At 39.2% G+C, this 26,411-nt stretch carries 23 protein-coding genes; 13 read left to right on the top strand and 10 right to left on the bottom strand.

Annotation, left to right across the window (positions count from 1 at the left end; genetic code table 11):
• Positions 1–489 (top strand): OmpA family protein (locus ABS768_RS12190; RefSeq protein ID WP_408075237.1); only part of this gene is annotated, 489 nt, incomplete at its 5' end.
• A 135-nt stretch (positions 490–624) separates the two neighbouring features.
• A complete protein-coding gene (locus tag ABS768_RS12185; RefSeq protein WP_408075236.1) occupies positions 625–1,677 on the top strand; it encodes a linear amide C-N hydrolase in 1,053 nt (350 codons plus the stop codon).
• Positions 1,678–1,709: 32 nt separating this feature from the next.
• Here the strand turns inward: ABS768_RS12185 and ABS768_RS12180 are convergent, their stop codons facing one another.
• Together ABS768_RS12180 and ABS768_RS12175 are read right to left on the bottom strand one after the other, a co-directional pair.
• A complete protein-coding gene (locus ABS768_RS12180) occupies positions 1,710–2,513 on the bottom strand; it encodes a DUF5689 domain-containing protein (RefSeq protein ID WP_408075235.1) in 804 nt (267 codons plus the stop codon).
• Positions 2,514–2,515: 2 nt separating this feature from the next.
• Positions 2,516–5,416, bottom strand: coding sequence for a carboxypeptidase-like regulatory domain-containing protein (locus ABS768_RS12175; RefSeq protein WP_408075234.1), 2,901 nt, complete (start codon positions 5,414–5,416; stop codon positions 2,516–2,518).
• A gap of 100 nt (positions 5,417–5,516) precedes the next feature.
• Between ABS768_RS12175 and ABS768_RS12170 the strand changes: the two genes are divergently transcribed.
• The 3 genes from ABS768_RS12170 (at position 5,517) to amaB (ending at position 8,957) form a co-directional block, all read left to right on the top strand.
• Complete coding sequence (locus tag ABS768_RS12170) at positions 5,517–6,602, top strand: endonuclease/exonuclease/phosphatase family protein (RefSeq protein WP_408075233.1); 1,086 nt, start codon at positions 5,517–5,519, stop codon at positions 6,600–6,602.
• Positions 6,603–6,656: 54 nt separating this feature from the next.
• A complete protein-coding gene (locus ABS768_RS12165; protein ID WP_408075232.1) occupies positions 6,657–7,196 on the top strand; it encodes a 3-hydroxyanthranilate 3,4-dioxygenase in 540 nt (179 codons plus the stop codon).
• A gap of 213 nt (positions 7,197–7,409) precedes the next feature.
• A complete protein-coding gene (gene amaB / locus ABS768_RS12160) occupies positions 7,410–8,957 on the top strand; it encodes an L-piperidine-6-carboxylate dehydrogenase (RefSeq protein ID WP_408075231.1) in 1,548 nt (515 codons plus the stop codon).
• A gap of 67 nt (positions 8,958–9,024) precedes the next feature.
• Here the strand turns inward: amaB and ABS768_RS12155 are convergent, their stop codons facing one another.
• The gene (locus ABS768_RS12155) at positions 9,025–9,570 is read right to left on the bottom strand and encodes an NAD(P)H-dependent oxidoreductase (RefSeq protein WP_408075230.1); all 546 of its coding nucleotides are present in this window, start codon (positions 9,568–9,570) and stop codon (positions 9,025–9,027) included.
• 94 nt (positions 9,571–9,664) lie between these two features.
• Here ABS768_RS12155 and ABS768_RS12150 point away from each other — a divergent pair, with 94 nt between their 5' ends.
• Positions 9,665–10,042 carry a winged helix-turn-helix transcriptional regulator gene (locus ABS768_RS12150; RefSeq protein WP_408075229.1) on the top strand — a complete coding sequence of 126 codons (378 nt, stop codon included), beginning with the start codon at positions 9,665–9,667 and terminating at the stop codon, positions 10,040–10,042.
• A 3-nt stretch (positions 10,043–10,045) separates the two neighbouring features.
• Here the strand turns inward: ABS768_RS12150 and egtD are convergent, their stop codons facing one another.
• Positions 10,046–10,996 carry an L-histidine N(alpha)-methyltransferase gene (gene egtD / locus ABS768_RS12145; RefSeq protein ID WP_408075228.1) on the bottom strand — a complete coding sequence of 317 codons (951 nt, stop codon included), beginning with the start codon at positions 10,994–10,996 and terminating at the stop codon, positions 10,046–10,048.
• Between the two features lie 4 nt (positions 10,997–11,000).
• On the bottom strand, positions 11,001–12,149 hold the full coding sequence (gene egtB / locus ABS768_RS12140; RefSeq protein WP_408075227.1) for an ergothioneine biosynthesis protein EgtB: 1,149 nt from the start codon (positions 12,147–12,149) through the stop codon (positions 11,001–11,003).
• 649 nt (positions 12,150–12,798) lie between these two features.
• Between egtB and ABS768_RS12135 the strand changes: the two genes are divergently transcribed.
• From ABS768_RS12135 to ABS768_RS12125, 3 genes are read left to right on the top strand one after another with little or no spacing between them, the layout of a single operon-like run.
• The gene (locus ABS768_RS12135) at positions 12,799–14,220 is read left to right on the top strand and encodes a PcfJ domain-containing protein (RefSeq protein WP_408075226.1); all 1,422 of its coding nucleotides are present in this window, start codon (positions 12,799–12,801) and stop codon (positions 14,218–14,220) included.
• A gap of 27 nt (positions 14,221–14,247) precedes the next feature.
• Positions 14,248–15,645, top strand: a complete 1,398-nt coding sequence (locus ABS768_RS12130) for an RtcB family protein (protein WP_408075225.1) — start codon at positions 14,248–14,250, stop codon at positions 15,643–15,645.
• Between the two features lie 39 nt (positions 15,646–15,684).
• On the top strand, positions 15,685–16,239 hold the full coding sequence (locus tag ABS768_RS12125) for a tetratricopeptide repeat protein (protein WP_408075224.1): 555 nt from the start codon (positions 15,685–15,687) through the stop codon (positions 16,237–16,239).
• Positions 16,240–16,290: 51 nt separating this feature from the next.
• On the opposite strand, the gene ABS768_RS12120 is transcribed toward ABS768_RS12125, so the two are convergent.
• Positions 16,291–17,019 (bottom strand): metallophosphoesterase family protein, encoded by a 729-nt coding sequence (locus tag ABS768_RS12120; RefSeq protein ID WP_408075223.1) that lies wholly within the window; start codon positions 17,017–17,019, stop codon positions 16,291–16,293.
• A 120-nt stretch (positions 17,020–17,139) separates the two neighbouring features.
• Here ABS768_RS12120 and ABS768_RS12115 point away from each other — a divergent pair, with 120 nt between their 5' ends.
• Positions 17,140–18,543, top strand: coding sequence for a choice-of-anchor J domain-containing protein (locus tag ABS768_RS12115; RefSeq protein WP_408075222.1), 1,404 nt, complete (start codon positions 17,140–17,142; stop codon positions 18,541–18,543).
• Between the two features lie 145 nt (positions 18,544–18,688).
• Entirely contained in the window at positions 18,689–20,851 is a 2,163-nt protein-coding gene (locus ABS768_RS12110) for a DUF7619 domain-containing protein (RefSeq protein ID WP_408075221.1), read from the top strand.
• A 37-nt stretch (positions 20,852–20,888) separates the two neighbouring features.
• On the opposite strand, the gene ABS768_RS12105 is transcribed toward ABS768_RS12110, so the two are convergent.
• The 4 genes from ABS768_RS12105 to ABS768_RS12090 are packed head-to-tail and all read right to left on the bottom strand — an operon-like array spanning position 20,889 to position 24,190.
• Positions 20,889–22,028, bottom strand: a complete 1,140-nt coding sequence (locus ABS768_RS12105) for an ATP-binding protein (protein WP_408075220.1) — start codon at positions 22,026–22,028, stop codon at positions 20,889–20,891.
• A gap of 10 nt (positions 22,029–22,038) precedes the next feature.
• Positions 22,039–22,467, bottom strand: a complete 429-nt coding sequence (locus ABS768_RS12100) for a four helix bundle protein (RefSeq protein ID WP_408075219.1) — start codon at positions 22,465–22,467, stop codon at positions 22,039–22,041.
• Positions 22,468–22,520: 53 nt separating this feature from the next.
• Positions 22,521–23,273, bottom strand: coding sequence for an SDR family NAD(P)-dependent oxidoreductase (locus ABS768_RS12095; protein ID WP_408075218.1), 753 nt, complete (start codon positions 23,271–23,273; stop codon positions 22,521–22,523).
• Positions 23,274–23,320: 47 nt separating this feature from the next.
• Positions 23,321–24,190, bottom strand: a complete 870-nt coding sequence (locus tag ABS768_RS12090; RefSeq protein WP_408075217.1) for an aldo/keto reductase — start codon at positions 24,188–24,190, stop codon at positions 23,321–23,323.
• A gap of 261 nt (positions 24,191–24,451) precedes the next feature.
• Here ABS768_RS12090 and ABS768_RS12085 point away from each other — a divergent pair, with 261 nt between their 5' ends.
• The gene (locus ABS768_RS12085) at positions 24,452–25,456 is read left to right on the top strand and encodes an AAA family ATPase (RefSeq protein ID WP_035133130.1); all 1,005 of its coding nucleotides are present in this window, start codon (positions 24,452–24,454) and stop codon (positions 25,454–25,456) included.
• 90 nt (positions 25,457–25,546) lie between these two features.
• Positions 25,547–26,410 (top strand): DUF58 domain-containing protein, encoded by an 864-nt coding sequence (locus tag ABS768_RS12080; RefSeq protein ID WP_408075216.1) that lies wholly within the window; start codon positions 25,547–25,549, stop codon positions 26,408–26,410.
• Position 26,411 lies beyond the last annotated feature (1 nt).

The following is a 26,411-nucleotide window of genomic DNA, read 5'->3' as shown; positions in this document are numbered from 1 at the left end:
AGTATTGACTGTGACAGGGCTTACACCATACAGGCAAGCATGCCGAAGTACGAGCAGAACACTTTCCCGATTGCCAAAACCCATGGCGGAGAGGTTAATGTTATGGCTGACCTGAAACCTATTGAGGAGATAGTTACAACAGTTATTACCCTTAACGACATTTTCTTTGAGTTTGATAAGAGCAACATCACCAAAGAGGCTGCTTTTGAACTTGATAAGTTAGTTGAGGCAATGAATAACGATAAGGATATGGTAATCATGGTTAAGGCGCACACGGATAACCGAGGTAGTGCACAGTACAACATGAACCTATCTAACAAAAGGGCTAAGGCTACAGTTCAGTATGTCATCTCAAAAGGTATCGCTAAGGAGCGTATCTCCGGACAGGGATATGGTGAGAGCGAACCACTTGTTGACTGCAAGGAGAACTGCACCGAAGAGCAACATGCTCAAAACAGACGATCTGAGTTTATTATCGTGAAGAAATAATATTTCATCATAATTATATAGTGAACAGCCTGTGCCTTTTGGTACAGGCTGTTCGTTTTTTATATAAGTATTTTGGTTTGTAATAGGTTACGTTTTTTTGTTTAAATTTAAAGTAACTGATTAAACCAACTAATTATGACTAAGAAAATATCTTTATTGGGCTATGTGCTATTGCTGTTTTTTACAGGTAGTATTTATAATTTATTTGCCTGTACACGCGTAGTGTACAAAGGGAAAAATGATTTATATCTCACAGCAAGGTCTATGGACTGGAGCGAGGATATAATGACAAACCTGTGGATTTTTCCAAAAGGGATGCAAAGAACAGGTGAAACAGGTAAGAACACCGTAAGCTGGAAGTCAAAATACGGTAGTGTTATTGCCAGTGCCTACGAAATTTGTAGTACCGATGGTATGAACGAGAAGGGACTGGTGGCTAACCTGCTTTGGCTTGTGGAGTCGGAATATCCTGAATGGGATCATAAAAAACCAGGGCTTGCCATATCGGTATGGGTACAGTATGTACTGGATAACTATGCTACAGTGAGTGAAGCGGTAGAAGGCCTGTCTAAAGAAGAGTTTGTTGTGGTAACAGATAATGTGCCGGGACAGGGGCGTAAGGCAACTCTACATCTTTCAATATCGGATGCTAAGGGTGACAGTGCTATTTTTGAGTACATAAACGGGAAACTGGTTGTTCATCACGATGGTTCCTATACGGTAATGACTAATTCGCCTGTATTTGATAAACAACTGGCTTTAAACGAATACTGGAGTGAGATAGGGGGTACTGTTATGCTGCCGGGAACTAACAGGGCTGCCGATCGTTTTGTGAGGGCTTCTTTTTATGCCGATGCCGTTCCTAAAACAGATAATACCCGTGTAGCTGTAGCAAGCATTTTTAGTGTTATAAGGAACTGTTCTGTGCCTTATGGTATATCTACCCCAAATCAGCCGAATATCTCCTCTACACGCTGGAGAACGGTCTCAGACCATAAGAATTTAGTGTACTACTACGAGTCGGTACTCACCCCAAACGTTTTTTGGGTTGATTTCAAGGATGTAGATTTCTCTGAAAAGGGTAAAGTAAAAAAACTTACCGTTGCCGGAGGGGAGACCTATGCCGGTAATGCTGTAAAAGACTTTAAGGATAGTAAACCGTTTAAATTTCTGGGAATCGAAAATTAAAATAGAAGGCTGCATATAGCAGCCTTTTTTATTTAAAACCGTTCTTCGGTAAGTTGTATGTCTTCCGGTGTACGAATCATAAACTGGTAGGTGTCCCCATATTTGGTTAGGATGCCCTTTATTTTTCCGCTTTCATGAGGGATGTTATTTCCTGCAAAAGAGGCAAAACTACTCGTTCTAAAAATAAGAGTGTTTCCGTTTTCATCGGTTAGCAGGTTGTTGGTGCCTCCGCCAATATCGTTGGCTGAATCATAAAAAGGAAGCCCTACAGCATCATCGGTAAACTGTACATTGTCTATTTCTACAAGACGATGCAGGTAGCTGTCATTTTGCAGTTGTGTTAATGAAGTATGCTGAACGATGTTTTCTTCGCTTATTACAGTACACGAGCGATTAAGTATATTGGTATATTCAGTGGGAGAAAATCCGGTAAGGGTAGCAAAACCATTGTGAACAGATAGCTCGCCTATTTGCAGTGAGCTATTGTAAATTCGGTTATACGTACCTTTAAGTTTGATGAGTACTTTTCGCCCCGGCTCATAATTAATAAATGTAGAAGTAGCATTAACCAAAACACTAAACCCGAAATCACCGTTTTCGGTTTGTAATGAAAGTGTTTTATAGAAATTTCCTGAGGCATCGCTTGAAGTCACATAGGCTTCAATTACATCATCATCGGTATATTCCTGTATGTTTTCTGTAGCATTAATATCCTGTACTCCGATTGTTTTTACCAAAGAGGTTTCGGTACATTCCAGGTTAGGTACACTGTAATCATCGTCGTTGATACAGGCTGTTATTGTAATGCAGAGCAATAGCGCGATATATTTTTTCATGCTTAGAAGTTGTAATAGATATTTAGGTAAAAAGTGCGGCCGTAGCTATAAAAATACTTGGGGCCAAAGGAAGGTGTTCCACTGGAAACATCCTGATTTAGCTGCCTGTAATTGGCATTTCTGGCCTGTTCGTAACCTCCGGTTTTGTATATGCTGTTGAATATATTATTGATACTGGCAAAAAAGCCTAAGTAGGTTTTCTTTTTAACCCGCCATGATTTTCCGCCCACGGCATTAAGCAGAAATATATTGTCAAACTGTTCCTGTTTCAAAAGTTCACGGGTGCGACTTTGTGTCGCTTCGGGAAAAGGAAAGCTGTTTACATCCTGCGGATTCTTTAAAAAGTTATCAGTACGCAGCAGTGCTGATATGTCCAGATAACTCCCCGTAAGGTAATTGGCATTTATCCCAGCCCACCAGTATTTTGGGTCACGGTATTCAAAACCAAGAGATAGCGCCTGCTGTGGCATTCCCGGCAGTTTATAATCTTTAAGTTTAGAAGTTCCAAAACTTGTTGTTGGTCCGGTAATACTACCCGGAGTATTAACCTCCTGCTGTAGTGAAGCAAAAGCATCGTTATTAATATAAACCGTAGGGTTACTGTTATAAGTGTACTGCCCGTATGCCATACTAAACAGTACTTTGAACATGGTATTGAAGTTGTATTCGGTGCTAACCTCTGTGCCCATAAGCTTTTTGTTAATCCCTGTAACGGTTTCGGCAATAAAAGCATTGGTTTCGGTATTCTCTCCTTGGTAGACTCCTTCGGCAAAAAAGAAAGAAGTTTCGGTAGCGTTATTAATCAGTGTATAAAAAGCACTAAGGCGTACTTTAAACTTCGGGACACGGATTATATAGCTCGCATCAATCGAGGCTATGTTTTCACTCTCTATACCCTGAACAACACTGTTGTTTAAGCGTGCATTAGGGAAGGTATTGCGTAGGGCAGGTGCTTTTGTCATGTACATTCCGTTTAGTGCAAAGAGCACACGCCCGGTTATTTTGTAAAGCAGACCACCCTTAAAGCCGAAGTTATCAAAATTTACCCTGTTGCTTTTACCGAGTGAAGAGTTGGCATAAATTCCGTTTCGGTATAATCCTTCTCTTTGATAATCAGAACGGGAATAGCTTTGTGACAGATACAAATCGGTTTTACGATAGGTAAACCTGAACTGCGTAAACACATCTAATTGACTGGCAAATAAATTGTAATTATAACCATAGGTGTCGTTAACACCTACTGTTCTGTTAGGATTGTTTAGGTCTGACTGCGCCTGACTCCCACTAAAAAACGGACTGATATCATTATAATGGCTACCGCCCAGTAAGTCCAGTAGTTTTTTATAGTTATGGGATTTTAAATGTTTAAACGAAATACCTCCGTTAAAAACAATATCTGGTGACAGTTGCGACTGTAATGTTGAGTTTATGGAAAGTGTATTGTCGTCATTACGGTCTTCATACAAAACATATTTGCTTACCGATGGTTCACGGCCTGTTTCCATATTGTTTACATCTGTTACCGCACGGGTATTGGCCAAATACATATTGTTCCAGTTTATTTGCGGCTTTGCTGTAAAGCTGCCCAAAGCCTGTTGTGCCAATAATGTATTTTCGGGACTGTTACCAATGTTAATACCTCCAATACCTCCTGGCTGGTAAGCGCTATCAGGGACTAGAGCCGGATTATTTTCATACTGAGAAGTGTAGTAACTGGGTAGGTTTCGGTAATAGGAAGGATCAGGGTTTGGTACGTTTTGAAAATCAATCCTGCTATTACCTATTTTACCAAACTGATAGGCAATGTTAGACTGCAGGGTATTACGGGTATTGATTTTATAGTAATGGCTTAAAATGAAAATAGGTTCGGCAATATCAATATCACGGCTGTTTCTTTTTTTACCGTCCTGATACCCCCAGTAAGAATTGTATTTTTTACCCATAAGATTGGTTACCTCCTGAGTGTTTGCCGAGTTTTTACCACGGCTGCTTTGTGCATAGATACCTGTAAAATTTACACTGTGGTTGTCATTAAACTTTTTCTCCATACTTACAAAAAGCGAATTGCCTCCGTAGTCGGTACCGTCAAAATTAGCTTCTTCCGCCCAGCGGTGTGATGCTGATAGTACATATCCGAAACCTTTTTTGTTCATGCCCGAAGCGTAGGTCGCCATGCTTCTACAGTTGTAGGAAGTGTTTGTCGCGGTAAATGATACCCTTGTTCCTTTCCTGAACTGTGATGCACGGGTGTTTATTTCCTGTGTTCCCAGTAGTCCTCCAAAACTATAGTCAGACGGGGTAGTGCCCAAATTGAATTCCTGATTGCGGGTAGCATCGTTAAGTCCGCTCCAGTTATTCCATTGTGGTCTGCCATCGCTTATTTTGTTCATCATTACACCATTTATCATTGTTGTGGCATACCGGCTGTCCAGTCCGCGGGTTTTGTATCGTGCCTGAGACCAGCTGTAGGCCGCCGCCTGTTGCAAAGCATCTTTTGAAGCCTGAAGCAGTCCGGATGTATTGTCGGTTACAATACTCTCGTTAAGGTCATTTTCGGTAAGGGTTATAAGGTTCAGTTGCTGATCGGCAGTGAGGTCAAGTTCTAAAAGGACAATTCCCAGGTCTAGGTTCCTTTCGGGGATAACTGTAAGATTAAAAGTTTGGGAGACATATCCGTTACTACTTACTGTTAGTGTTTGTTTTCCGGTTGGAACTTCTATTGCCAGTATCCCTTCAGAATTGGTAATGGCTGTCTGATTAGTGCTTTGTAGTGTGGCAATAGCGCTTTCCATAGGATAGCCGCTTTGCATATCTATTACTTTACATTGTACCATTGCACTTTGCTGTGCAATACAAGCGGAGGTGTATATAAGCAGTAAAAAACTAAATATTAGTTTTTTCATGAAGGTAAGGTGATTGATAAATATTTTCTTAAAACGGTAAATATATATTTTTTAGAATAAAATTTTAACTTTGGGTGGAAGCTTGTTTTAAAATTTACTTGTGAGGAAAAAAATTACGATAAGCATACTGCTATTATTACTGTTTTCCTGCCTTTCGGCACAGGACAGGACTTTTATGGTACATACCATAGCCTTTTACAATACCGAAAACCTTTTTGATACCATAAATAATCCCAAAACAAATGATGAGCAGTTTTTGCCTTCCGGCGAATACTTTTGGAATTCGAGAAAATATCAACATAAGTTGGATAATATTGCAGAGGTTCTTGCAGATATAGGATCTGATGCTAACCCCGACCCGCCAAGTATAATTGGCCTTGCAGAAGTTGAAAACAGACAGGTGTTGGAAGATTTGGTGCAAAACTCGAAACTGGTAAAAATGAATTATGGTATTATTCATTTTGATTCGCCCGACAGAAGGGGGATTGATGTAGCCTTGTTGTATGACAAAAAAAAGTTTAGACCCGAAAGTTATAAAAGTATACCACTGGTATTTACTATTGACGAGAAAGGCAGGATTGCTAAAAATGTTCCTGATACTATAACAGATACAAAATACAGGAAGTATTTTACCCGTAGCCAGTTGCTGGTCACGGGGCTTTTGGAAGGGGAAGAGTTTAGTTTTATAGTGAGCCACTGGCCATCAAGGGGAGGAGGCGAAAAGAAAACACGTCCTTACAGGGATGCTGCCGGTGAACTGAATCGTAAAATAGTAGATTCATTATTCAACATAAACCCTAAGGCTAAAATTGTTACTATGGGTGACTTTAATGATGGCCCATATAATAATAGCGTACGTAAGGAGCTTGCCGCTAAGGACAGGAAGGAACATGTTAAACCTTTGGAACTGTATAACCCAATGGGAGAACTGGCGCGTAGCGGAATAGGATCTGTAGCTTATAGGGACAACTGGGATATTTTTGACCAGATAGTACTTTCTGAACCCATAATTCATGACGATTTCAATACACTGCAATTCTGGAAAGCCGGAGTTTACAATAAAACTTATATCACCCAAAAATCCGGTAAGTACAAGGGGTATCCATTCAGGACGTGGGATGGCCAGGTAGGTTACAGTGATCATTTTCCGGTATATGTTTATCTTATCAGGGAGATAAAAAAATAAGTGTCTCCAGCCTCTATTTTCCGTACCTTAGTGTAAAATTTTAAATTCCTTATCATGGCAACCATGAAACCCTTTAACCTTAATAAGTGGATTGAAGAAAACCGTCATCTTTTAAAACCCCCGGTAGGAAATAAAAACATCTATCCGTTGTCGGACGACTACATCGTAATGATAGTTGCCGGGCCTAATGCCCGAAAGGATTATCATTACAATGAGACCGAAGAACTGTTCTATCAGCTTGAAGGAAGTATTAAAGTTATAGTTCAGGAAGACGGGAAGCGCAAGGAAATGAAACTTAACGCGGGGGATATGTATCTGCACCCGGCAAAAATGCCACATTCACCGGTTAGGAGTGAAGGGTCTATAGGGCTTGTGATTGAAAGAGTGCGTGCAGGAAGAGGTTTTACCGACGGCCTTTTATGGTTTTGTGAAAACTGCAACCACAAACTGCATGAGGTGTATTTTGAACTGCACGATATAGAAAAAGACTTTTTACCGCATTTTGAGCATTTTTATAACAGTGAGGAAATGCGTACCTGTAATAAGTGCGGGACGGTAATGGAAGCTGACCCTAGGTTTGTAGCTAAAAAATAGCATTTAACAGGTTGTTGATTTGTTATAGCTAAAGGCATTTGCTAAAATTAATTTTTTGCGGGAGTGCTTGCTTTCAGGAAGAAAAATTTGTTTTAATCTTATTTTGAGGGCTGAGTATTATTATTTTATAAACAAAACCCCTCTTTTAATGGTTAAAATTAAAAAAGGCATATATTTGTAAAATATAACAATTAAAAGCATAAAAGTTAAAAAATGGCAACACTTACTGATCAGTTTGGTATTCAGGAAGCCCTTTCTAAGCTGGGCATACAGGAAATAAACGAAGGTACTTCTACAGGAAGCAACAGCTTTGCTAACGGAGAAATTATAGAATCATACTCTCCGGTAGACGGTACCCTTATTGCTAAGGTAAAAGCATCTACTCAAGAGGATTATGAAGCGGCTGTGACTAAAGCTCAGGAAGCTTTTAAATCATGGAGGCTTGTACCGGCACCAAAAAGAGGTGAGATTGTACGTCAAATGGGTGAAGAACTACGCAAGTACAAAGAACCACTGGGGCAACTTGTTTCTTATGAAATGGGTAAAAGCCTTCAGGAAGGTTTAGGTGAAGTACAGGAGATGATAGATATTTGTGACTTTGCAGTAGGTTTATCACGCCAGCTTTACGGACTTACAATGCACAGTGAAAGACCAATGCACCGCATGTATGAGCAGTACCATCCGGTAGGGGTTGTAGGTATTATATCTGCATTTAACTTCCCGGTAGCGGTATGGAGCTGGAACGCTATGCTTGCATGGGTTTGTGGAGACGTTTGTGTTTGGAAACCAAGTGAAAAAACTCCGTTATGTGGTATAGCATGCCAAAACATCATAAAAACAGTTTTAGAAAGAAACAACATACCGGAAGGTGTTAGCTGCCTTATAAACGGTAGAGATAACGGTGATCGTATGAATACCGATAAGCGTTTACCACTGGTATCGTTTACAGGTTCTACACATGTAGGGCGTCACGTATCTAAAACCGTTGCCGAGCGTTTTGGTAATACCATTCTTGAATTAGGTGGTAACAATGCTATTATAGTATCTGAACATGCCGATATAAATATGGTACTTGTAGGTGCTGTATTTGGTGCTGTAGGTACTGCAGGACAGCGTTGTACTACAACCAGAAGACTAATAGTTCACGAAAGTGTCTATGATAAGACTATTGAGGTACTAAAAAGTGCTTATGGTCAGTTAAAAATAGGTAACCCGTTAGACAACAATAATCACGTAGGACCGCTTATCGATAAAGATTCGGTACAAAACTACCTTGATGCTATTGAAAAAGCAAAACAGGAAGGCGGTAATATTATTGTAGAAGGCGGCGTTATGCAAGGTGAAGGTTATGAAAGCGGATGCTATGTTAAGCCTTGTATCATTGAAGCTAAAAACAGCTTTGAAATTGTACAGCACGAAACCTTTGCTCCAATATTGTATGTAATGAAATACAATGATTTGGAAGAGGCTATTGCTATGCAAAACGATGTTCCTCAGGGATTATCGTCTTCCATCTTTACAAGTAATATGAGAGAGATGGAGTTATTCCTTTCACATGCAGGATCTGACTGTGGTATTGCCAATGTAAACATTGGTACATCGGGTGCAGAGATTGGTGGTGCTTTTGGTGGTGAAAAAGAAACCGGAGGCGGACGCGAAAGTGGATCTGATGCATGGAAAGCTTATATGAGAAGACAGACCAACACCATAAATTACGGATCTGAACTGCCATTGGCACAAGGAATCCGATTTGATTTATAGTTAATTAAACTGTTTAAGTGTTATGTGTTAAGAAGGCTGCCTGTTGGCAGCCTTTTTTAATTTTTGTTTAAGCCAAATCATTTAAAATGGCAAGTAATTTTCGGGCGTGATTTTTGGCTTTTACTGTAATATCATCACTACTGAAACCTGCGGTTAGTGAAGTTTCATAAAAGTAAATGGGGTCTATGTAAGTCATTTTGCTTTTATAGGCCGTTTGTTCCAGATTCTTACAAAACTCATGAATCCTGAAATTATGCTCGCCAAAAGTTTTGTACTCTTTTTTGGCTCCGCCGATGGTAAAACTGGATAAAAAGTTTTTCCCCTCTAATTTATTGCCTTTTGATCCAAAAGCAAACTGATATTCATATACCACATCAAACCAGTGCTTCAGTATAGCGGGCATATTATACCAGTAAAACGGGTATTGAAATACTATGGTTTTGTGTTTCAGTAAAGCTTGCTGTTCGGCTTTGGGATCAATTTTAAAATCGGGGTACAATTCGTATATGTCCCTTACCTCAATATCCGTATTATTTTTCTGTAATTCCTCAATAACGGTTTTATTGGCTACAGAGTTTTTGATGTTAGGGTGTGCTAAAATAATTAATGCCATTTTTTATACTATAAAAATTATAGTTGCAAAATTATTTTTAGTAGTATAGATTTGCAATAACTATCAACTTCGATAGGTTAAAAATCAATGAAGTATGAAAAAGGAATGCATTGGAGATCATGTTCTTCTCAACGGAAAAAAATATCCATGTACAGTGAGTCTTACCATGGATTTAGTAGGAGGGAAATGGAAAACGGTTATACTTTATCATCTCAAAGACGCTGAGAAAAGATACAGCGAATTAAGGAAAGAAATGCCTGCCGTAACTGAAATGACACTTAGCCTGCAACTGAAACAACTCGAAAAGGACGGTTTTATTTCCAGAAAGGTATATGGTAAAAAACCACCTATAAAGGTTGTATATAGCCTAACTGATTTTGGCAAAACATTTATACCCGTATTAGACGCTATCACACAATGGGGTAATAGTGTTGTAAGCAACAAAGGCACTTTTGTAAGTGCTAATGACTAGGCTTTACTTAACCCAAAGGGAGTCGGTAAAATAATGCCTGCAGTCCATAAAGTTTCTTACTACCTGAAATCCGGTTGATTTGGCTAATCTGTTTATTTCTTCTAAACTGAATTTTTTGGAAAGTTCGGTCCATATCAGTTCGTCTTTCTCAAAGCTGAAATCAGTATCCAGCACATTACTGTGAATCTGTTGTTTTTTCAGGCTGATAAGGTAAGTATGTACCTCTCCGTTTTCGGGATTGTAAAAGCTGTAAAAATCAAACTGATCCAGGTTGGCATCAGCATCCAGTTCGCTGTTTATCCTTTTAAGGAGGTTCATGTTAAAGGCCTTGGTTATACCGTGAGGATCATCATAAGCCTTTTGTATTACTTGCGGATTTTTACGGAGGTCCATTCCTAAAAGCAGCATATCGCCTTTTTTCATTCCGTCGTTAAACTTATTAAGCAGGTCTTTTGCCTCATCTAAATGATAATTGCCTATGTTACCGCCCATAAACAGGAAAAGGTTTGGTACTTTGGTGTCGGCCATACTTTTAAGCACGTCAAAATAATCCCCTGTTTTGGGTTTCATCTTTACATCAGGTAGTGCCGTTTTGATATTCTTTTCAAGAGCATTAAGGGCCTCCTGTGATATATCAATAGGGATATAGGTAAAATCAGCTTTACGGTCTAAAAAAGCCTTTAGCATCTGGCGGGTTTTCATTCCGTCGCCCGATCCAAATTCTACTATGTTAAACGGCTCGTTAAAATTAAGGCTGTCCAGTATATTGCCAGACTGGCCTGTGAGTATCTCAAACTCACAGTCTGTGGGGTAATATTCGGGCATTTTCATGATTTGCATAAAAATGCGGCTGCCATTATCATCATAAAAATATTTGGACGGGATGTGTTTTTCATCCGATTTTAGTCCGTGCAGTATGTCTTCTGCAAAGGGGGTAGGTGCAGTTGTGTTCATTTTATTATTTTTTTGCCAAACGTATTCCGGTAAACTGCCAGCGTTCGTTAGGATGAAAGAAATTCCTGTAGGTAGATCGGCTATGGTGTTTTGCAGTAGCACATGATGCCCCTCGCAAAACCATTTGGTTAATCATGAATTTGCCGTTGTATTCGCCTATGGCGCCTTTTGCTTTTTTAAAGTTAGGGTAGGCCAGGTAGGCACTGTTAGTCCATTCCCAGCGCTTTCCCCAGTCCAACTTAAACGAGGCTGCTTCCCATTCAAATTCGGTAGGTAGTCTCATGCCTTTCCATTCGGCAAAAGCGGCTGCCTCGTAAAAACTGATATGGGTTACTAAGGCTTCGGGGTTTATTTTTTGGATTCCGGCCATAGTAAACATGTGCCATTCGCCATCTATTTTGTGCCAGTATAGCGGAGCCTTAACTTCATTTTCGTTTATCCATGCCCAGCCCTCATCCAGCCAGTAATTAAAATTACTGTAACCACCTGCTTCAATAAATTCGAGGTATTCGAGATTGGTTATAAGGTTTTGCGATATTTCAAACTCTTCAAGATATACCTTATGCCTGCCGTGTTCATTATCAAAACTGAATCCGTCTCCGTTATGACCTACTTCATATACACCCTCAGGAAAGGCAAAAAATCCGGAATCAGAATTTTGCTGGTTTTCCCAATCAATGTTCACGTCATACACGGGGAAAATAGGGTTGCATCCCAAAATGTATTTAATATCGGTTAGTAACAGTTCCTGATGTTGTTGTTCGTGATTTATGCCCAGTTCCAAGAGTTCGTGTACTTGTGGATCCTTAAGCTGCAGGAGCAGCTGCATGTGTATATCTATATAATTTCGGTAATCATATACCTGTGCAACCGTAGGACGTGTTATATGGCCTCTTTCGGCTCTAAAAGTGCGGTTCCCTACCGTATTGTAATAACTGTTGAATAGAAAACAAAAGTCATCGTCATAAATTTTATAGTCCGGCAAGTATTTTTTAAGCAGAAATTCTTCAAAAAACCAACTGCTGTGCGCCAGATGCCATTTGGGCGGACTCACAAAATTTACGGGTTGCGGGACATAATCTTCAGTGTTCAGCACACTACATATTTCCTCGGTGCGCTTACGTACATGGTTATATATTTCGGTTATGTTCATTGGTGGATAACAAGAGTTTACCACTAATTTACAAAGAATGTTAACGAGGTGGATTTTTTAGGTATGCTTTTAACCAAATTATAACAATCGTTTTTTACAAAAAAAATGAATAGCGAGGGTGTTTTGAGGCAGTTTTAATGTATGTTATTGTAAATAAGTTATTTATTCTAAATTTAAATTACGGCGACAGTTTTGTTTATTAAGAAAATACTTTACATTTGCACCACAAAATAAAATTAACAGTTAAAACAGAAGTAAAAATGCGTTTAATAAAATCTACATATCAACTTGAGCTTGGAGGAAATTACCTTCATGCAGTGCCGGGTTTTATTGCGCACAATATTTTTAGATAGTCACAAAATTTCTAATATATAAGTAACCCGGAACTGAAAAGCTCCGGGTTTTTTTATGCAATGAAAAAAAGTAATGTAAACATACTATTTCACAGTACCCAAAACCTATGGGAGGACACTGTATTTTATGAACCGGATAATTCCTGAAAGGAGGAATAGTGCCTTTTTTGTAGGTATAAGCCCGGTTCTTGTTAAGGACCGGGCTTTTTTTTAAGCATAAAATTAAAAATCGATAAATGATCAGAATCAGAAAAACAGGCATCACCTAGAGCAGTGCTGCCGCAAAGCAGTAAACTATGGAAACACAAACTACAATGGCTATGGCATCAGCAGAATTAAGGGGTACAGGTTTTGTAGCTCTTGTGAACAGAGCTTTCAAACAGCCACAGCAAATTTTAGAGAAAGAAAACACTATAGAAAGTGTTATTTGCTATCATTTCTCAACAATGAGCGCTGTTAATCATACCTGGAAAAGAGAAACTTTTAGGAGTGTATTACTTCATTTATATAGTGAAGGTTGCTACACCTTGTTAAAGAGTCCTGATTTTATTGAGGTTTTAGCTAACATGAGTGCCTTTGGTAAAATGATGGTTAGGAGTGTTGATTCATGGAAAAAAGAAAGCTTTGTGGCCGAAGATCAGTTAAGGTCTTTCATAAAACACTGTTTTACCAATTATGATGTGCCTCAGTTTATGGAAAACGCCTTTGGCGGTGAAAATAAAGTACACATGTTGTGGTATATACAGTTAGGCAGGGGTGATAGTGTACAGAAGCTTAGCGGCTTCCCGGTAGAGTTTACCAAAAGGATGGCCCACGAGTTCAGGAATATTAAAAGGGCATTAACCATACCTCGGGCTATAAGAATGGCTCAGGCTTTGGGTTTTGGTGCAACTAACGAACGTGCCGAACTTATTGCATGGTCTGCTTTATCTGAAGGCTTTGATAGCGAGGCATTCCGTACAGAATTGGTAAAATTCTTTGCTGTTGCCGAAGGCGATATAAGGCTGGATTTATTCCAGATAACCATTGATTATCTGTTTTATATGAAAGCTGAAAATGATGCCTTTACCATGAAAGGCAGAACCTGGGATGTTTTGTATGTACAGGCTTTGGGCTGGCATAGGGACATGCTTAAAAAGAAAGCAGCCGAAAGCAACAATAAATGGAAGCCTGCCGATATGGGTAACTTTTGTATGGAAGAAGATGAAACCCGTTTTGTTATCACTCAGCTTACAAGCTCTGAGGCATTGTATGATGAAGGTGAGGAAATGGAGCACTGTGTGGCCGATTATGTGTATCAGTGTTCTGTAGGTGAGAGTGCGATTTTCTCTTTAAGGAAGTTTACAAAAGGTGATGAGTTTTATGAAACACTTGCTACTATTGAGGTGCTTCCTGACGAGAAAGAGGTAATTCAGGCTAAGGCAAAATACAATGATATGATAAGTCAGGAGGCTCATGATGTTATTGTAAAATGGGCTCAACAGGAGGGTCTTTCACTTCAATATGATTGTTATATGCCAGAACCTGAACCTATACCTCAGCCGCTACCACGTGCTCAGGAACGTGTGGTTCAGTTACCACAAAGGCAGGGTCAGCGTTATGAGCCTTTCCAAAATGCAGGTTTTAATAACCAAGCAGAAGACAGGCAAATAGGTTATATAATAATAGCTATTATAAAAATCCTATGGCTTGTAGCAAAATGCAGCCAGATGCATTAATACTGGCAAAGTGTAAAATTTAAAATTATGGGAAAATTAAAATTAAGAGGCAAAGACCTCATAGCTATAGGATATCCACAAAACAAATCGATAAGTATTGCCATGGAGGCTATGCTTAAACATTACAAGCGGGAACCTAAAGAAAAAGTACTTAAAATGCTTAAGGAAGTACTCCTTGCGCCTGAAAATTATAAACAGGATGGTGTTTTTGGTAAAATAGCCGAAGCACTTACCGATGTTAAGAAAACCGAGTTTAGGCACCTTAATGCCACACGTGCACCATTTACCATTTTTGGTGAAGAGGAAATACAAAAGAGTGCTAAAGACCAGTTGTATGCTGCCCTTAAATTACCTGTGGCAAAAGCAGGGGCACTTATGCCCGACGGTCATCACGGTTACGGACTGCCGATAGGCGGGGTTCTTGCAACCGAAAATGCTGTAATACCTTATGGTGTTGGGGTAGATATAGGTTGCCGTATGTGTCTTAGTATATATGATATTAACCCTTCATTTATAGAGGGGCATAAGGACAAGTATGTAAATATCCTTGAAAAGCAAACACGCTTCGGGATGAATGAGGTGCATTATAAACCTAATGATCATGAGATTTTTGAACGTACTGAATTCAGGGATATACCTTTTGTGAAAAGACTTAAAGATAAGGCTTATAAACAATTGGGCTCATCGGGTGGTGGAAATCACTTTGTGGAGTTTGGTATAATTGAGGTTACCACTCAGGATGACGTGCTTAAGGTTCCACCAGGTCAGTACATAGGAGTGCTTTCACATAGTGGGTCCAGAGGCCTTGGTGCTAATATTGCCAAGAACTATACTTACCTGGCAACTAAGCAAACCCCGCTTCCTAGAGAGGCGCAGCATTTGGCGTGGCTGGATTTAAATACTCACGATGGGCAGGAATACTGGCTAGCCATGAACCTTGCAGGAGATTATGCATCGGCATGCCATCAAGATATCCATAAAAGGATAGCAAAGGAGCTTGGCGCAAGGCCTCTTGCCATGGTAGAAAACCATCACAATTTTGCCTGGAAGGAAGTTATAGACGGGCAGGAACTTATTGTGCACAGAAAGGGAGCAACCCCTGCACAAAAAAATGTGCTGGGTATTATACCGGGTTCCATGACAGCACCGGGCTATATCGTGAAGGGCAAAGGTAATGAACAGTCATTAAACTCGGCATCACATGGTGCAGGTAGGGTTTTATCGCGTGCAGAAGCAAAAAGGTCACTTACAAGGAGTGATCTTAAAAAAGTGCTTAAAAATCATGGTGTTACACTTATAGGAGCCGGTATGGACGAAGCGCCTATGGCTTATAAGGACATCAATAGAGTAATGGCATATCAAACCGACCTGATAGACGTGGTTGGGATGTTTACGCCAAAAATCGTCCGAATGGACAAAGGATAATCAAATAACGGCTGCTATTGCAGCCATAAAAAAATAACAATGGGAATTAGTACCTATGAGGTGATGTATATCCAGGCATTGGACAATTACCCTTATAATGTGGAAGAATGTATAGAAAAGCTGCAATATGTAATTGCCGGAGATGATGAGCACGCGGGTGCGCATTGCCTTATGGGGCGTATTTATGAAGAGCAGCTTAAAGATTTTAAACAGGCCGAATACTATTACAGGATGACATTATATCTTGATAGGGACTATACTCCTGTTTACAGCCAGTTTGCAGGTCTTTTAATAAACCTTAAACGATTTAAAGAGGCAGAAACCATTATTGATATTGGGATGAAAGTACCGGGTATAGATGAGGCTTCTTTAATTTACCTTAAAGGTTTACTCTATGAAAAATATGAGATGTATGCTACGGCTATACAGTATTATACTGATGCCAAGAAACTATGTTTTAACAACTATTTCATGGATGATATGGACGGACACATTAAAAGGGTTAAAGACAAAAAAGACCTCGAGAAGAAGTCTGATAAAAATAAATCAGACAAAAAGAAGGAGAAGAAAAAGAAATCTGAAAAAAGCTCCTGATGCAAAAAAGACGGCCATGTGCCGTCTTTTGTTATTTATAAGTCATTGTGACTAGTTGCGTCCGTTTTCATTTGGGTATAGTAAATGTACGGGGTCACTTTGCCAGTATTCTTTAGTATTGGCATCCATAATGGTTAAAGGACCTTTAAATGCTGCTCCGGTATCTACGTTCCAAACATTGGCTTTGTTTATGGGGACGGTTTCACCTATTCGGGTAACGGGAGTATGCCCAATAAACACTTCCTTGTATAAGGTAAAGCGTTTTGGGTAAGAAGGGTCGTTTTTAGGTATGGTTTCGTCCAGAGCTAAAGCCGTTTCCCAAAGGGTTCTTTCCCAATAGAACATTTTGCTGAAGTATTCGTTTTGCACACCGTTAAGGTTGGTAAATCCGGCATGTACAAACAATCGGTTATCTTCATCAAGATGGTAGTTTTGCAGGCTTTCCATAAAGTCAATATGCTGTTCTTTTTGATCATCACTAACTTTAATATAAGACTGGGTTGTAACCCTGCCACCATGCATAAACCACTGTTCGGTATGGTTGCCTGTTTTAAGCCAGTCTGTAAGCAGGTCATCATGATTACCGCGCATAAATATACATTGGTACTCCTGTTTAAGTTGTATCAGGAAATCGATAACCTCTGGAGACTGTCCCCATCCGTCAACATAATCTCCTAAAAAAATTAGGAGGTCATTTCGGGTTACGGCTGCTCTTTTCAGTATTTGTTGTAGTGCCTTAAAAGCACCATGTATGTCGCCAATTACAAGTGTTCTGCTCATTTTACAAGTTTACAAAAAAATACAGGACAGCAAATATTAAAAAAAATGTAAAGTAAAAGAGGTGTTTTTGATTGTTTAAAAATGTATTTTTATCCCTCAAACCAATTAAAAACCACAGTAATGAAAAAAATCCTTACCTTATTCCTGGCGGGAACGCTGGGATGTTTTGCGCAAACTTCTGTTGAAGGCTTTGAAGGCGCAGTTTTTCCTCCGGATGGCTGGAGTATATATGACAATGGAGTGGGGCCCATAAAATTTTGGCAACAAACTATTGAAGAAAACCCTTTTACCCCTCCTTATGAAGGAAGTTACGCTGCTTATATAGATCGCGAAAATGTACCTAATGTATATGGCCCTGCTCAAGACTGGCTTGTAACACCTTATATTACTGTCACTGGAGATAGCCCGGCAATTCATTTTTATTCCAGATTAGGGTTAAATGGAGACCAGGGAGGTGTTTTCAGGCTTATGATTAGTACTGATTCAGATTCTGCTAACCTTGAATCGTATACAGCTCTTAAAGAGTGGAGTGAATATGAAATTAACCCTGCTCAACAGATGTATAATGAGATTTATGTTCCTATACCACTTGAGTTTATTGGCCAACAGGTTTATGTTGCTTTTGTAATGGAAGCTGATTTAGGAGACAGATGGTTAATAGATAATGTGTCTTTTGTAGAGAATTACTGTAAGCAGCCTACAAATCTTGATGCATCTGTTACTGTGCCTAACTCGGTTACCTTAAACTGGACAGGTGGTAATGAGTCAGTATGGGAAGTGGAATTCCTTGCACAAAATGAAATGCCAACAGGTGCTGGTGTTGAGGTAAACGAAAATAATTATACAGTTACTGGTCTCGCTGCAGGAAACTACAAATATTATGTAAGGGCTATATGTTCTGAAACCAATAAAAGTATATGGTCAGGTCCTTATAGTTTTATACTTTATAACGGTATAGACGGTGTTGTTAGTTATGACAGTGATAAAGATAAAGAATGTGATTCTCTACTTGAGGGCGCAGAGGTAGTACTCACAGTAAACGGAGAAACTCAATTTACAACCTATACAGACAGTCTTGGCTATTATAGTTTCTATCCTTTGTATTACTACACCACACTCGATGTAAGTGTAGAGGTAATTGCTCCGGAAGGATTTAAAGATATTGATCCTGTAGCCCTGTCTGTTGATTTTAGTGTTCAGCCCGATGTAAGTATTGATATGTGTTTTGATAAAGTGAAAAAACACTTGCCTGATAACATTGAGGTGGAAGCGAAGAGTGCTAAAAATTTTAGTGATACTCAGTTTTCAATATACCCTAATCCGGTTACAGACAGGCTTTATTTCACTTTACAAAATAACGGGCAGCCGGAAACTGTACAGGTGTTTGATGTAAACGGTAAACTGTGCATTGAACAAAATAAGCCACAAGGTAGTGTAGATGTACAAAAACTCCAGCCAGGCTTATACTTTATTAAGCTCAGTACCGGTACAGAAACAAAAAATATAAAGTTTATTAAACAATAAAAAAAGGCAGGTTTTAAACCTGCCTTTTTTGTAATTTATTATTTTTAAGTGTTTTAGGTGGTTGTGTAAGCGCAAAAATGTAAGCGAATACTGATTTTTTTGAAAATAAAAATGTATTTTTGGATAAAAACCAATTTAACCGCTTATGAAAAAGAAATTACTCACATTGTTTTTAGCAATGTCAATGGGCTGTTTTGCCCAAGCCCAACAGGCTATTGAAGGATTTGAGGGGGATGTTTTCCCTCCTGAAGGATGGACTATTTACGACAATGGGGTTGGAGTATTACAATCCTGGACCCGAATAAATCCAGGAGATGCTTTTTTACCTGCTTATGAGGGAGATTATGCCGCTTTTATAGATAGGGAAGATGTTCCGGATGGTAATATTGCTCAAGAATGGCTTGTAACTCCTTCAGTAACTGTTACAGGTGAAAACCCTGCACTTCATTTTTATTCAAGATTAACCCTTAATGGCGATCAGGGTACCAATTACATGATTATGTTAAGTACCGGTTCGGATCCGTCAGATCTTGGAAGTTATATTTCCTTACAGGAGTGGACTGAATATGAAATTAACCCTCAACAACAGGAGTATAATGAAATATTTGTTCCAATCCCTGAAGCTTATATTGGGCAGCAGGTTTATTTAGCTTTCGTTATGGAAGGGGATAATCAGGACCGGTGGCTTATAGATAATGTTTCATTTGACGAATCGTATTGTCTTGAGCCGTATGATGTGATTATCTCTGATATTACAGATACATCGGCGACTGTTAGCTGGACCGGTAACGGAGAAACACAATGGGAACTGGAGATTATGGCTGCAGATGACCAACCGTCCGGAAGTGGTGTAATAGCTGAAGAAAATACGTATATTATAACTGATATCGGAATAGGAGCGTATAAAGTTTATTTAAGAGCAATATGTTCTGAAACCTCACAAAGTCCATGGATAGGACCATTCTACTTTGATAACATGAATAGTTTTAGTGGTGTGGTTAATTACGATAGTGATGGAGATGAGGTTTGTGATACACCTCTTGCCGGTGTAGAAGTAGTTGTGACCATTGGAGACGAACAAATATCTCTTTATACAGATGATGAAGGGTATTATAGCCTGGGGCAACTGGAATATGATTCACTGGATGTTTCTATTCAGGTAAATGCTCCTTACGGGTTTGAAGCGATGCCTTTATATCAGGATAATCTTGATTTGAGTAATGATGATGCTACTGTAGATTTTTGTTATGATATGCCCGATCCTGTTACTGATTTGGCAGTTACGCTTATCCCTACAAACCTTGCAAGACCCGGGTTTGTGAGTCATTATGATTTATTAGTAAAAAATAATGGTACTGTAGCAGTAGCTTCGGCAACTGTATCAATAACATTTGATGATGATAAGCTTGACTTTGATGATGCTTCTGAACCATATACTGTTGCAGGGAATGTTTTAACCTTTGAAGTTACAGATATACCGGCACTATCAACAAAAAATATTGATGTTGATTTTTATTTACTAACTCCTCCTGATAATGAAGAAGGGGATGTATTAACATATACATCGGAGGTTACAATAGCTGAAAACGAGAATACTCCTGAAGATAATACAGCTGTATTAGACCAAACAGTAGTAAACGCTAACGATCCTAATGATATTACGGTACATGAAGGTGATGAAATTACAATAGACGAAGCCGAAGGTTACCTGCATTATACTATTCGTTTTCAAAATGTGGGAACAGCATCTGCCGTTAATATAAAGCTGCATAATGTGCTTGATGATAATTTTGAATGGGATACTTTTGAGCCATTGGCTTCCAGTCACGATTATGTAGTTGCAAGACAGGGTAATTTACTTGAGTACCGTTTTGATGAAATTTATCTGGCCGACAGTACATCAGACGAGCCTGCAAGTCATGGTTATGTAACTTACAGAATTAAACCAAAAAGCTCTGTTGTTTTAGGAGATACTTTTGAAAGTACTGCCGATATTTATTTTGATTTTAATGCGGCGGTAGTGACTAATACTGCTAATACAGAGATAATAGAACTGTTAGGTGTTGACCAATATACTGTTAATAATTTTGTTTTATACCCTAACCCGGTTAGTGACAGGCTTTATTTTGGTTCTCAAAACGGAGAGGAGCTAACATCGGTACAGGTTTATGATGTGAACGGAAAACTTTGCATGGAGCAAAATAATCCGCAGGGAGATATAAATGTACAAACCCTTCAGCCGGGCTTATACTTTATAAAGCTCAGTACTCAGGCTACAGTACAAAACATGAAATTTATTAAGAAGTAATAATAAAAAAGGCAGGTTTTAAACCTGCCTTTTTTATTTATGAGTATTTCATTTTTCGTAATACGCGCATAGCCTCTTTAAAGGAAACATATACCGATGGGTCTTCATAAGCCTTTAGTAGTGGTTTAGCATCTACCAGTCTGTCTTTAGCATCTTCAAATCCGTTTAGATAGCAAATCATAAAGGTGGAAGGGAGGTTATTCATATCCCTTTTTTCCCTCTCTGATAGTGATATGCCTTTTTCCAGTTTTGCCAAAAGGGAGAGGTTGGAATTGTAAATATGATACATCATTTTACGATTGTACTGTGGCGGATCGAATATCAGGTTAGAATCAATCTTGTAGTATCCATTATCATGAAAACGAATGGTTACTTCTTCCAGCGGATAATAACTGGTTTTGTCATTAAGACCAAGTGATACGTATTCGGTAATGGAAAAAGTATCATCGGTATGGTCAATGCTCACTTCATCCAGAGCAGAATAGAACAGCTTTACCTGTTCGTTTATCAGTTCTATATCCACTCTTGAATAATAGGTTTTGCCTCTAATCACTTTTTTATTTCCTGCCCAGCACACTATAAACAGCTCCTTGAACACTTTATAACCCGATGTCATATCCTTATGCCGGGTGTTGAGAAAATCGAGCACACCTTCTAACGTATGGGCAATACTGTTGCGGGAATTGTTCTCTATATCAATAACCGTAGATGTATTTTGATAGTTTAATGAAGGGACTTCCTCTACAGGTATTGAATTACTGCCCAGTCGCATAAATACCGTACCCATAGGGATGGTATAAATATTCTTTTTAAAGTAAGAAATCTTATTGTTGGGGCGTATGGTTACCAGTCCTACCACTTTATCTTTTGAGAGTTGTGGGAAAGGTACATTTTCATACTGAATACGTGGAGGATTTTCCAGAAAGGCATTTACCAGATTTTGTATGCGGCTGTCATCATAAAAATCAGTCCCTGTTATTTCATTATCATGGTCTTCCACACCCACAACAATATAAGAGTTGTTAGACGGGTTGGAGTTAGACAGTGCACATATATGCTTAACAAACTTGGCTTTTCCTTCTCTGGTGTGAAGATTAAGCTGACGCTTCTTGTCATAAAAGCTGCTCTCATCGTTGTGAGCCAGCAGGTTTTTTATGAGAAGTCGTTTGTTAATCATTTTTTTAAGGTTACTTTTTCCTTGTTTCTGGCTTAGGGTTACTTGCTGACTGATTAAATTTACTGCCTTTGTATTCGGTTGAATTAAGATAAACAATAAATGAACCTAATTTACTGTTCTCCAAATTGATTTTTACAGTTAAACTCTCAAATTGTTCTTCATTTATATTCTTTCGGTCTAACGCTCGGTATAGTTGTGACTTCAATTCTCCACAGGATCCTTTGGCAATGCTTAAAAAATGGATAAACTCCCTGTTTCCGCTTCTCTCAAAACCTTCTGAAATATTATCCATTACTGAGCCAGAAGACCTGGACATTTGATTACGCAAGTCAAAATCTTTTCCTAAAGATGTTTTTTCAAATAATAGCCATATATCGTTACAGATATCTCTGGCGGTTTGCCATACCTGTAAATCTTCAAATGATTTTATTTTAGCCATAAACTATCTGTTGTGTATTAACTCGCAACTAATAACATGGAACAAGGAACTGATTACACTTTTTTGTTTAGTATTGTCGCGCTGGCCTGTGCGGTTGGCAGTACCAACAGGTCGGCTATATTTACATGGTATGGCCTTGTTACCACAAAGGTGATAATATCGGCAATATCTTCGGCTTTTAACGGAGAGTATCCCTTATATACATTTTCGGCACGCTCTGTATCTCCTTTAAAACGCACTTCTGAGAATTCTGTTGCAACAAGCCCCGGGTTTATTGCTCCTACACGAATACCATATTGGTTTAAATCCATACGCATACCCTGATTAATGGCATCAACAGCATGTTTTGAGGCGCAGTAAACATTACCGTTAGGGTAAACCTCTTTTCCGGCTATTGACCCTATGTTTATAATGTGTCCGCTGCGTCGCTCTACCATACCCGGTATAACCTCTTTTGAAACGTATAAAAGACCTTTTACGTTAATATCCAGCATGGCATCCCAGTCATCTACATCTCCGTTTTCAATAGGGTCCAGGCCGTGGGCATTACCTGCATTGTTTATCAGTATGTCAATGTTTTTCATGTCGTCGGGGATTGATTGTATTGCATCGGCAACAGCCTCTTTGTCCCTTACGTCAAAATTAAGTGTGTGTACTTGTGTTAGTCCGGAAAACTCATCCTGAAGCTCGGCCAGGCGTTCTTCACGCCTTCCGCATAAAATAAGCCTGAAATGATTTTTTGCGAAGTAGGTTGCCGTGGCTCTGCCTATACCGCTGGTCGCTCCTGTTATTAATGCTGTTTTCATAGTGGTAAGTAGTTAATGTTATTCTTGTTTAGTTTTTGTATTGTTTGTTAGGGCACTTTATTCCCTATGCTTTCTGTCCAGATGGCAAACCAGTCTTCCAGTTCCAGTTCCACATCAACAGCTTTCATCTGGTTTTTAAGCCTGTCGGGATTAGTGGAGCCCGATACCGGTATAATGCCTGCCGGGTGTCTTAATATCCATGACAGTAAAATCACATCGGCAGTAACCTCATATTTTGCAACCAGCTCCAGCAACAGTTTTTTAAGGCGCTGGGTTTGCTCATTATCTTCTTTAAATACACTGCCTATAGGGCTCCAAGCCATCGGCTTTATATTGTTGAGTGTCATGTAATCTAGAGAACCGTTCAGCATAGGCTCTATATGCGTGGCAGAAAATTCTATCTGGTTGCAAAATACCTCTGTCCTTGATTTGATAAGGTCGGTTTGGGAATTGGTAAAGTTGGAAACCCCGAAGGAACGTATTTTTCCGTCGGCTTTCAGCTTTTCTACAGCCTCTGCAATTTCATCGGCATCCATAAGCGGACTCGGCCTGTGCAGCAGTAGTATATCAAGATAATCGGTTTCCAGGTTTTTAAGTGAACCTTCGGCTGATTTGATAATATAATCTTTAGAATAATCGTAATGCTTTACCTTATTGTTGCGTATGCCTATTGTGTGCTGGATACCGCATTTAGATATGATTTGTACGTTTTCCCTTTTTACTCCGCTATGGGTAAAAGCTTTTCCAAATTCGCCTTCGGTAGTATAACCGCCATAAATATCGGCATGGTCAAAAGTGGTGATTCCGTACTCAATGCATTTGTGAATCATTTCTGACATTTCGGCAGTACTGAATTTCCTGCTCCATTCACCCCAATTCATAGCACCGGCTATAATGGGAGATAACTTAATATCCATATATTTTTAATAAGATTTTTATTGTGATAAATTTACGTTTTTATATACTTAAACAGCGCTGTGTTCGTTTTAATTGCTGCAAATTTTATCGATTTTGCAGTTCTTTTGGCTTAAAATTATAAAAACAAAGAACTGATTTGTTATAACTTGGATGTTTTGATGTAGCATTAACACTACGTTAACAATAAAAATGCAATTTCGGCAATGAATTTGTAATGTAAAAAAAGCTTATTAACTTCACACTTCTAAACTCTATATACTATGGAAGAAAATACTGCCGCTTTAGACATAAGGGCAATTAATGAGAAAATAGAAAGAGAAAGTGCTTTTGTAGACCTGCTTGTTATGGAAATGAACAAGGTTATTGTGGGGCAAAAGTATATGATAGAACGTCTTTTGATAGGACTTCTGGGTCAGGGTCACATTTTGCTTGAAGGTGTACCGGGACTGGCAAAAACCCTAGCTATTAATACCCTTTCGCAGGCGGTGCACGGAAGCTTTAGCCGTATACAGTTTACGCCCGATTTACTTCCTGCCGATGTAGTGGGTACCATGATTTATAACATAAAAGAAAACGAATTCAGTATCAAGAAGGGGCCTATTTTTGCCAACTTCGTTCTTGCCGATGAGATTAACAGGGCTCCTGCAAAAGTGCAGTCGGCATTACTTGAGGCGATGCAGGAAAAGCAGGTTACTATTGGGGAGACCACCTTTAAGCTGGAAAAACCGTTCCTTGTAATGGCAACGCAAAACCCGGTGGAGCAGGAAGGTACTTATCCGTTACCTGAAGCACAGGTTGACCGTTTTATGCTGAAAGCCGTTATTGACTATCCAAAAATTGAAGACGAGCGTATGGTTGTACGCCAAAACCTTGCAGGCTCGTTTGATAAGGTAAACCAGGTAGTATCGCTGGAACAGATATTAAGGGCACAACAGGCCGTTCGTGAAGTATATATGGACGAGAAAATCGAGAAGTACATACTTGACCTGATTTTTGCCACGCGTTACCCTGAACAGTACAACCTAAGCGAACTAAAACCACTTATAAGTTTTGGTTCGTCACCAAGGGGAAGTATCAACCTTGCACTGGCATCAAAATGTTATGCCTTTATCAAGAGAAGAGGTTATGTAGTGCCTGAAGATGTTAGGGCAGTAGTACATGATGTGCTTCGTCACAGAATTGGTGTTACCTATGAGGCCGAAGCCGAAAACATAACTTCTATGGATATTATTAACAAGATAGTAAATCAGGTAGAGGTGCCATAAACCGTCATAAAGTCAAATGTCATAAAGGGATAAGCGGTATCGCTATACTTTATGACTTTAAAAACGTTAGACTTTTAGACTGTAAAGATTATGGATACAAAAGAGATATTAAAAAAGGTACGTAAAATAGAGATAAAAACCCGAAGGTTGAGTGATCACATCTTTTCGGGTGAATATCATACATCCTTCAAAGGCCGTGGTATGACCTTTAGCGAGGTGCGCCAGTACCAGTTTGGAGACGACGTAAGGGCTATAGACTGGAATGTTACTGCACGTTACAATGAACCATACATCAAGGTTTTTGAAGAAGAGCGTGAGCTTACCATGATGCTTATGGCCGATGTGAGTGGTTCTGAAAGCTTTGGTACCAAAAACCAGTTCAAAAGGGAAATTGTAACCGAGATTGCGGCTACCATGGCATTTTCGGCAACACAAAACAATGACAAAATAGGGCTTATCCTTTTTTCAGATGAAATAGAACTTTTTATTCCGCCTAAAAAAGGAAAATCACACGTGTTGCGTATTATTCGCGAGCTTATTGAGTTTCAGCCTAAAAGTAAAAAGACCGATGTTTCGCAGGCACTTAAATTCCTGTCGGGCGTACTTAAGAAAAAAGCCATTGTTTTCCTGATATCTGATTTTATGTCGGACGACTATGAACACAATCTGAAAATAGCAGCCAAAAGGCACGATATTACAGGTGTTAGAATATACGACCAACGCGAGGAAAAAATGCCAAATCTGGGCCTTGTAAACATGACTGATGCAGAAACCGGACAGACTATACTGGTAAATACCGGATCAAAACAGGTAAGGCTGGAGTATGAAAAATACTATCAGGGCAAAGTAAAATACTTTAACGAAACCTTTAGCCGATGTGGTGCCGGGTCTTTAAGCACTCGTGTAGACGAGTCGTATGTCACTAAGCTGCTGGGCTATTTTAAATCACGATAGT

Origin of the sequence: Flavobacterium rhizophilum (assembly GCF_046000485.1) — a bacterium.
Taxonomy (GTDB): domain Bacteria; phylum Bacteroidota; class Bacteroidia; order Flavobacteriales; family Flavobacteriaceae; genus Flavobacterium; species Flavobacterium rhizophilum.
Note: the sequence above shows the minus strand (reverse complement) of the source record. Positions and strands in the feature narration are given on the sequence as shown.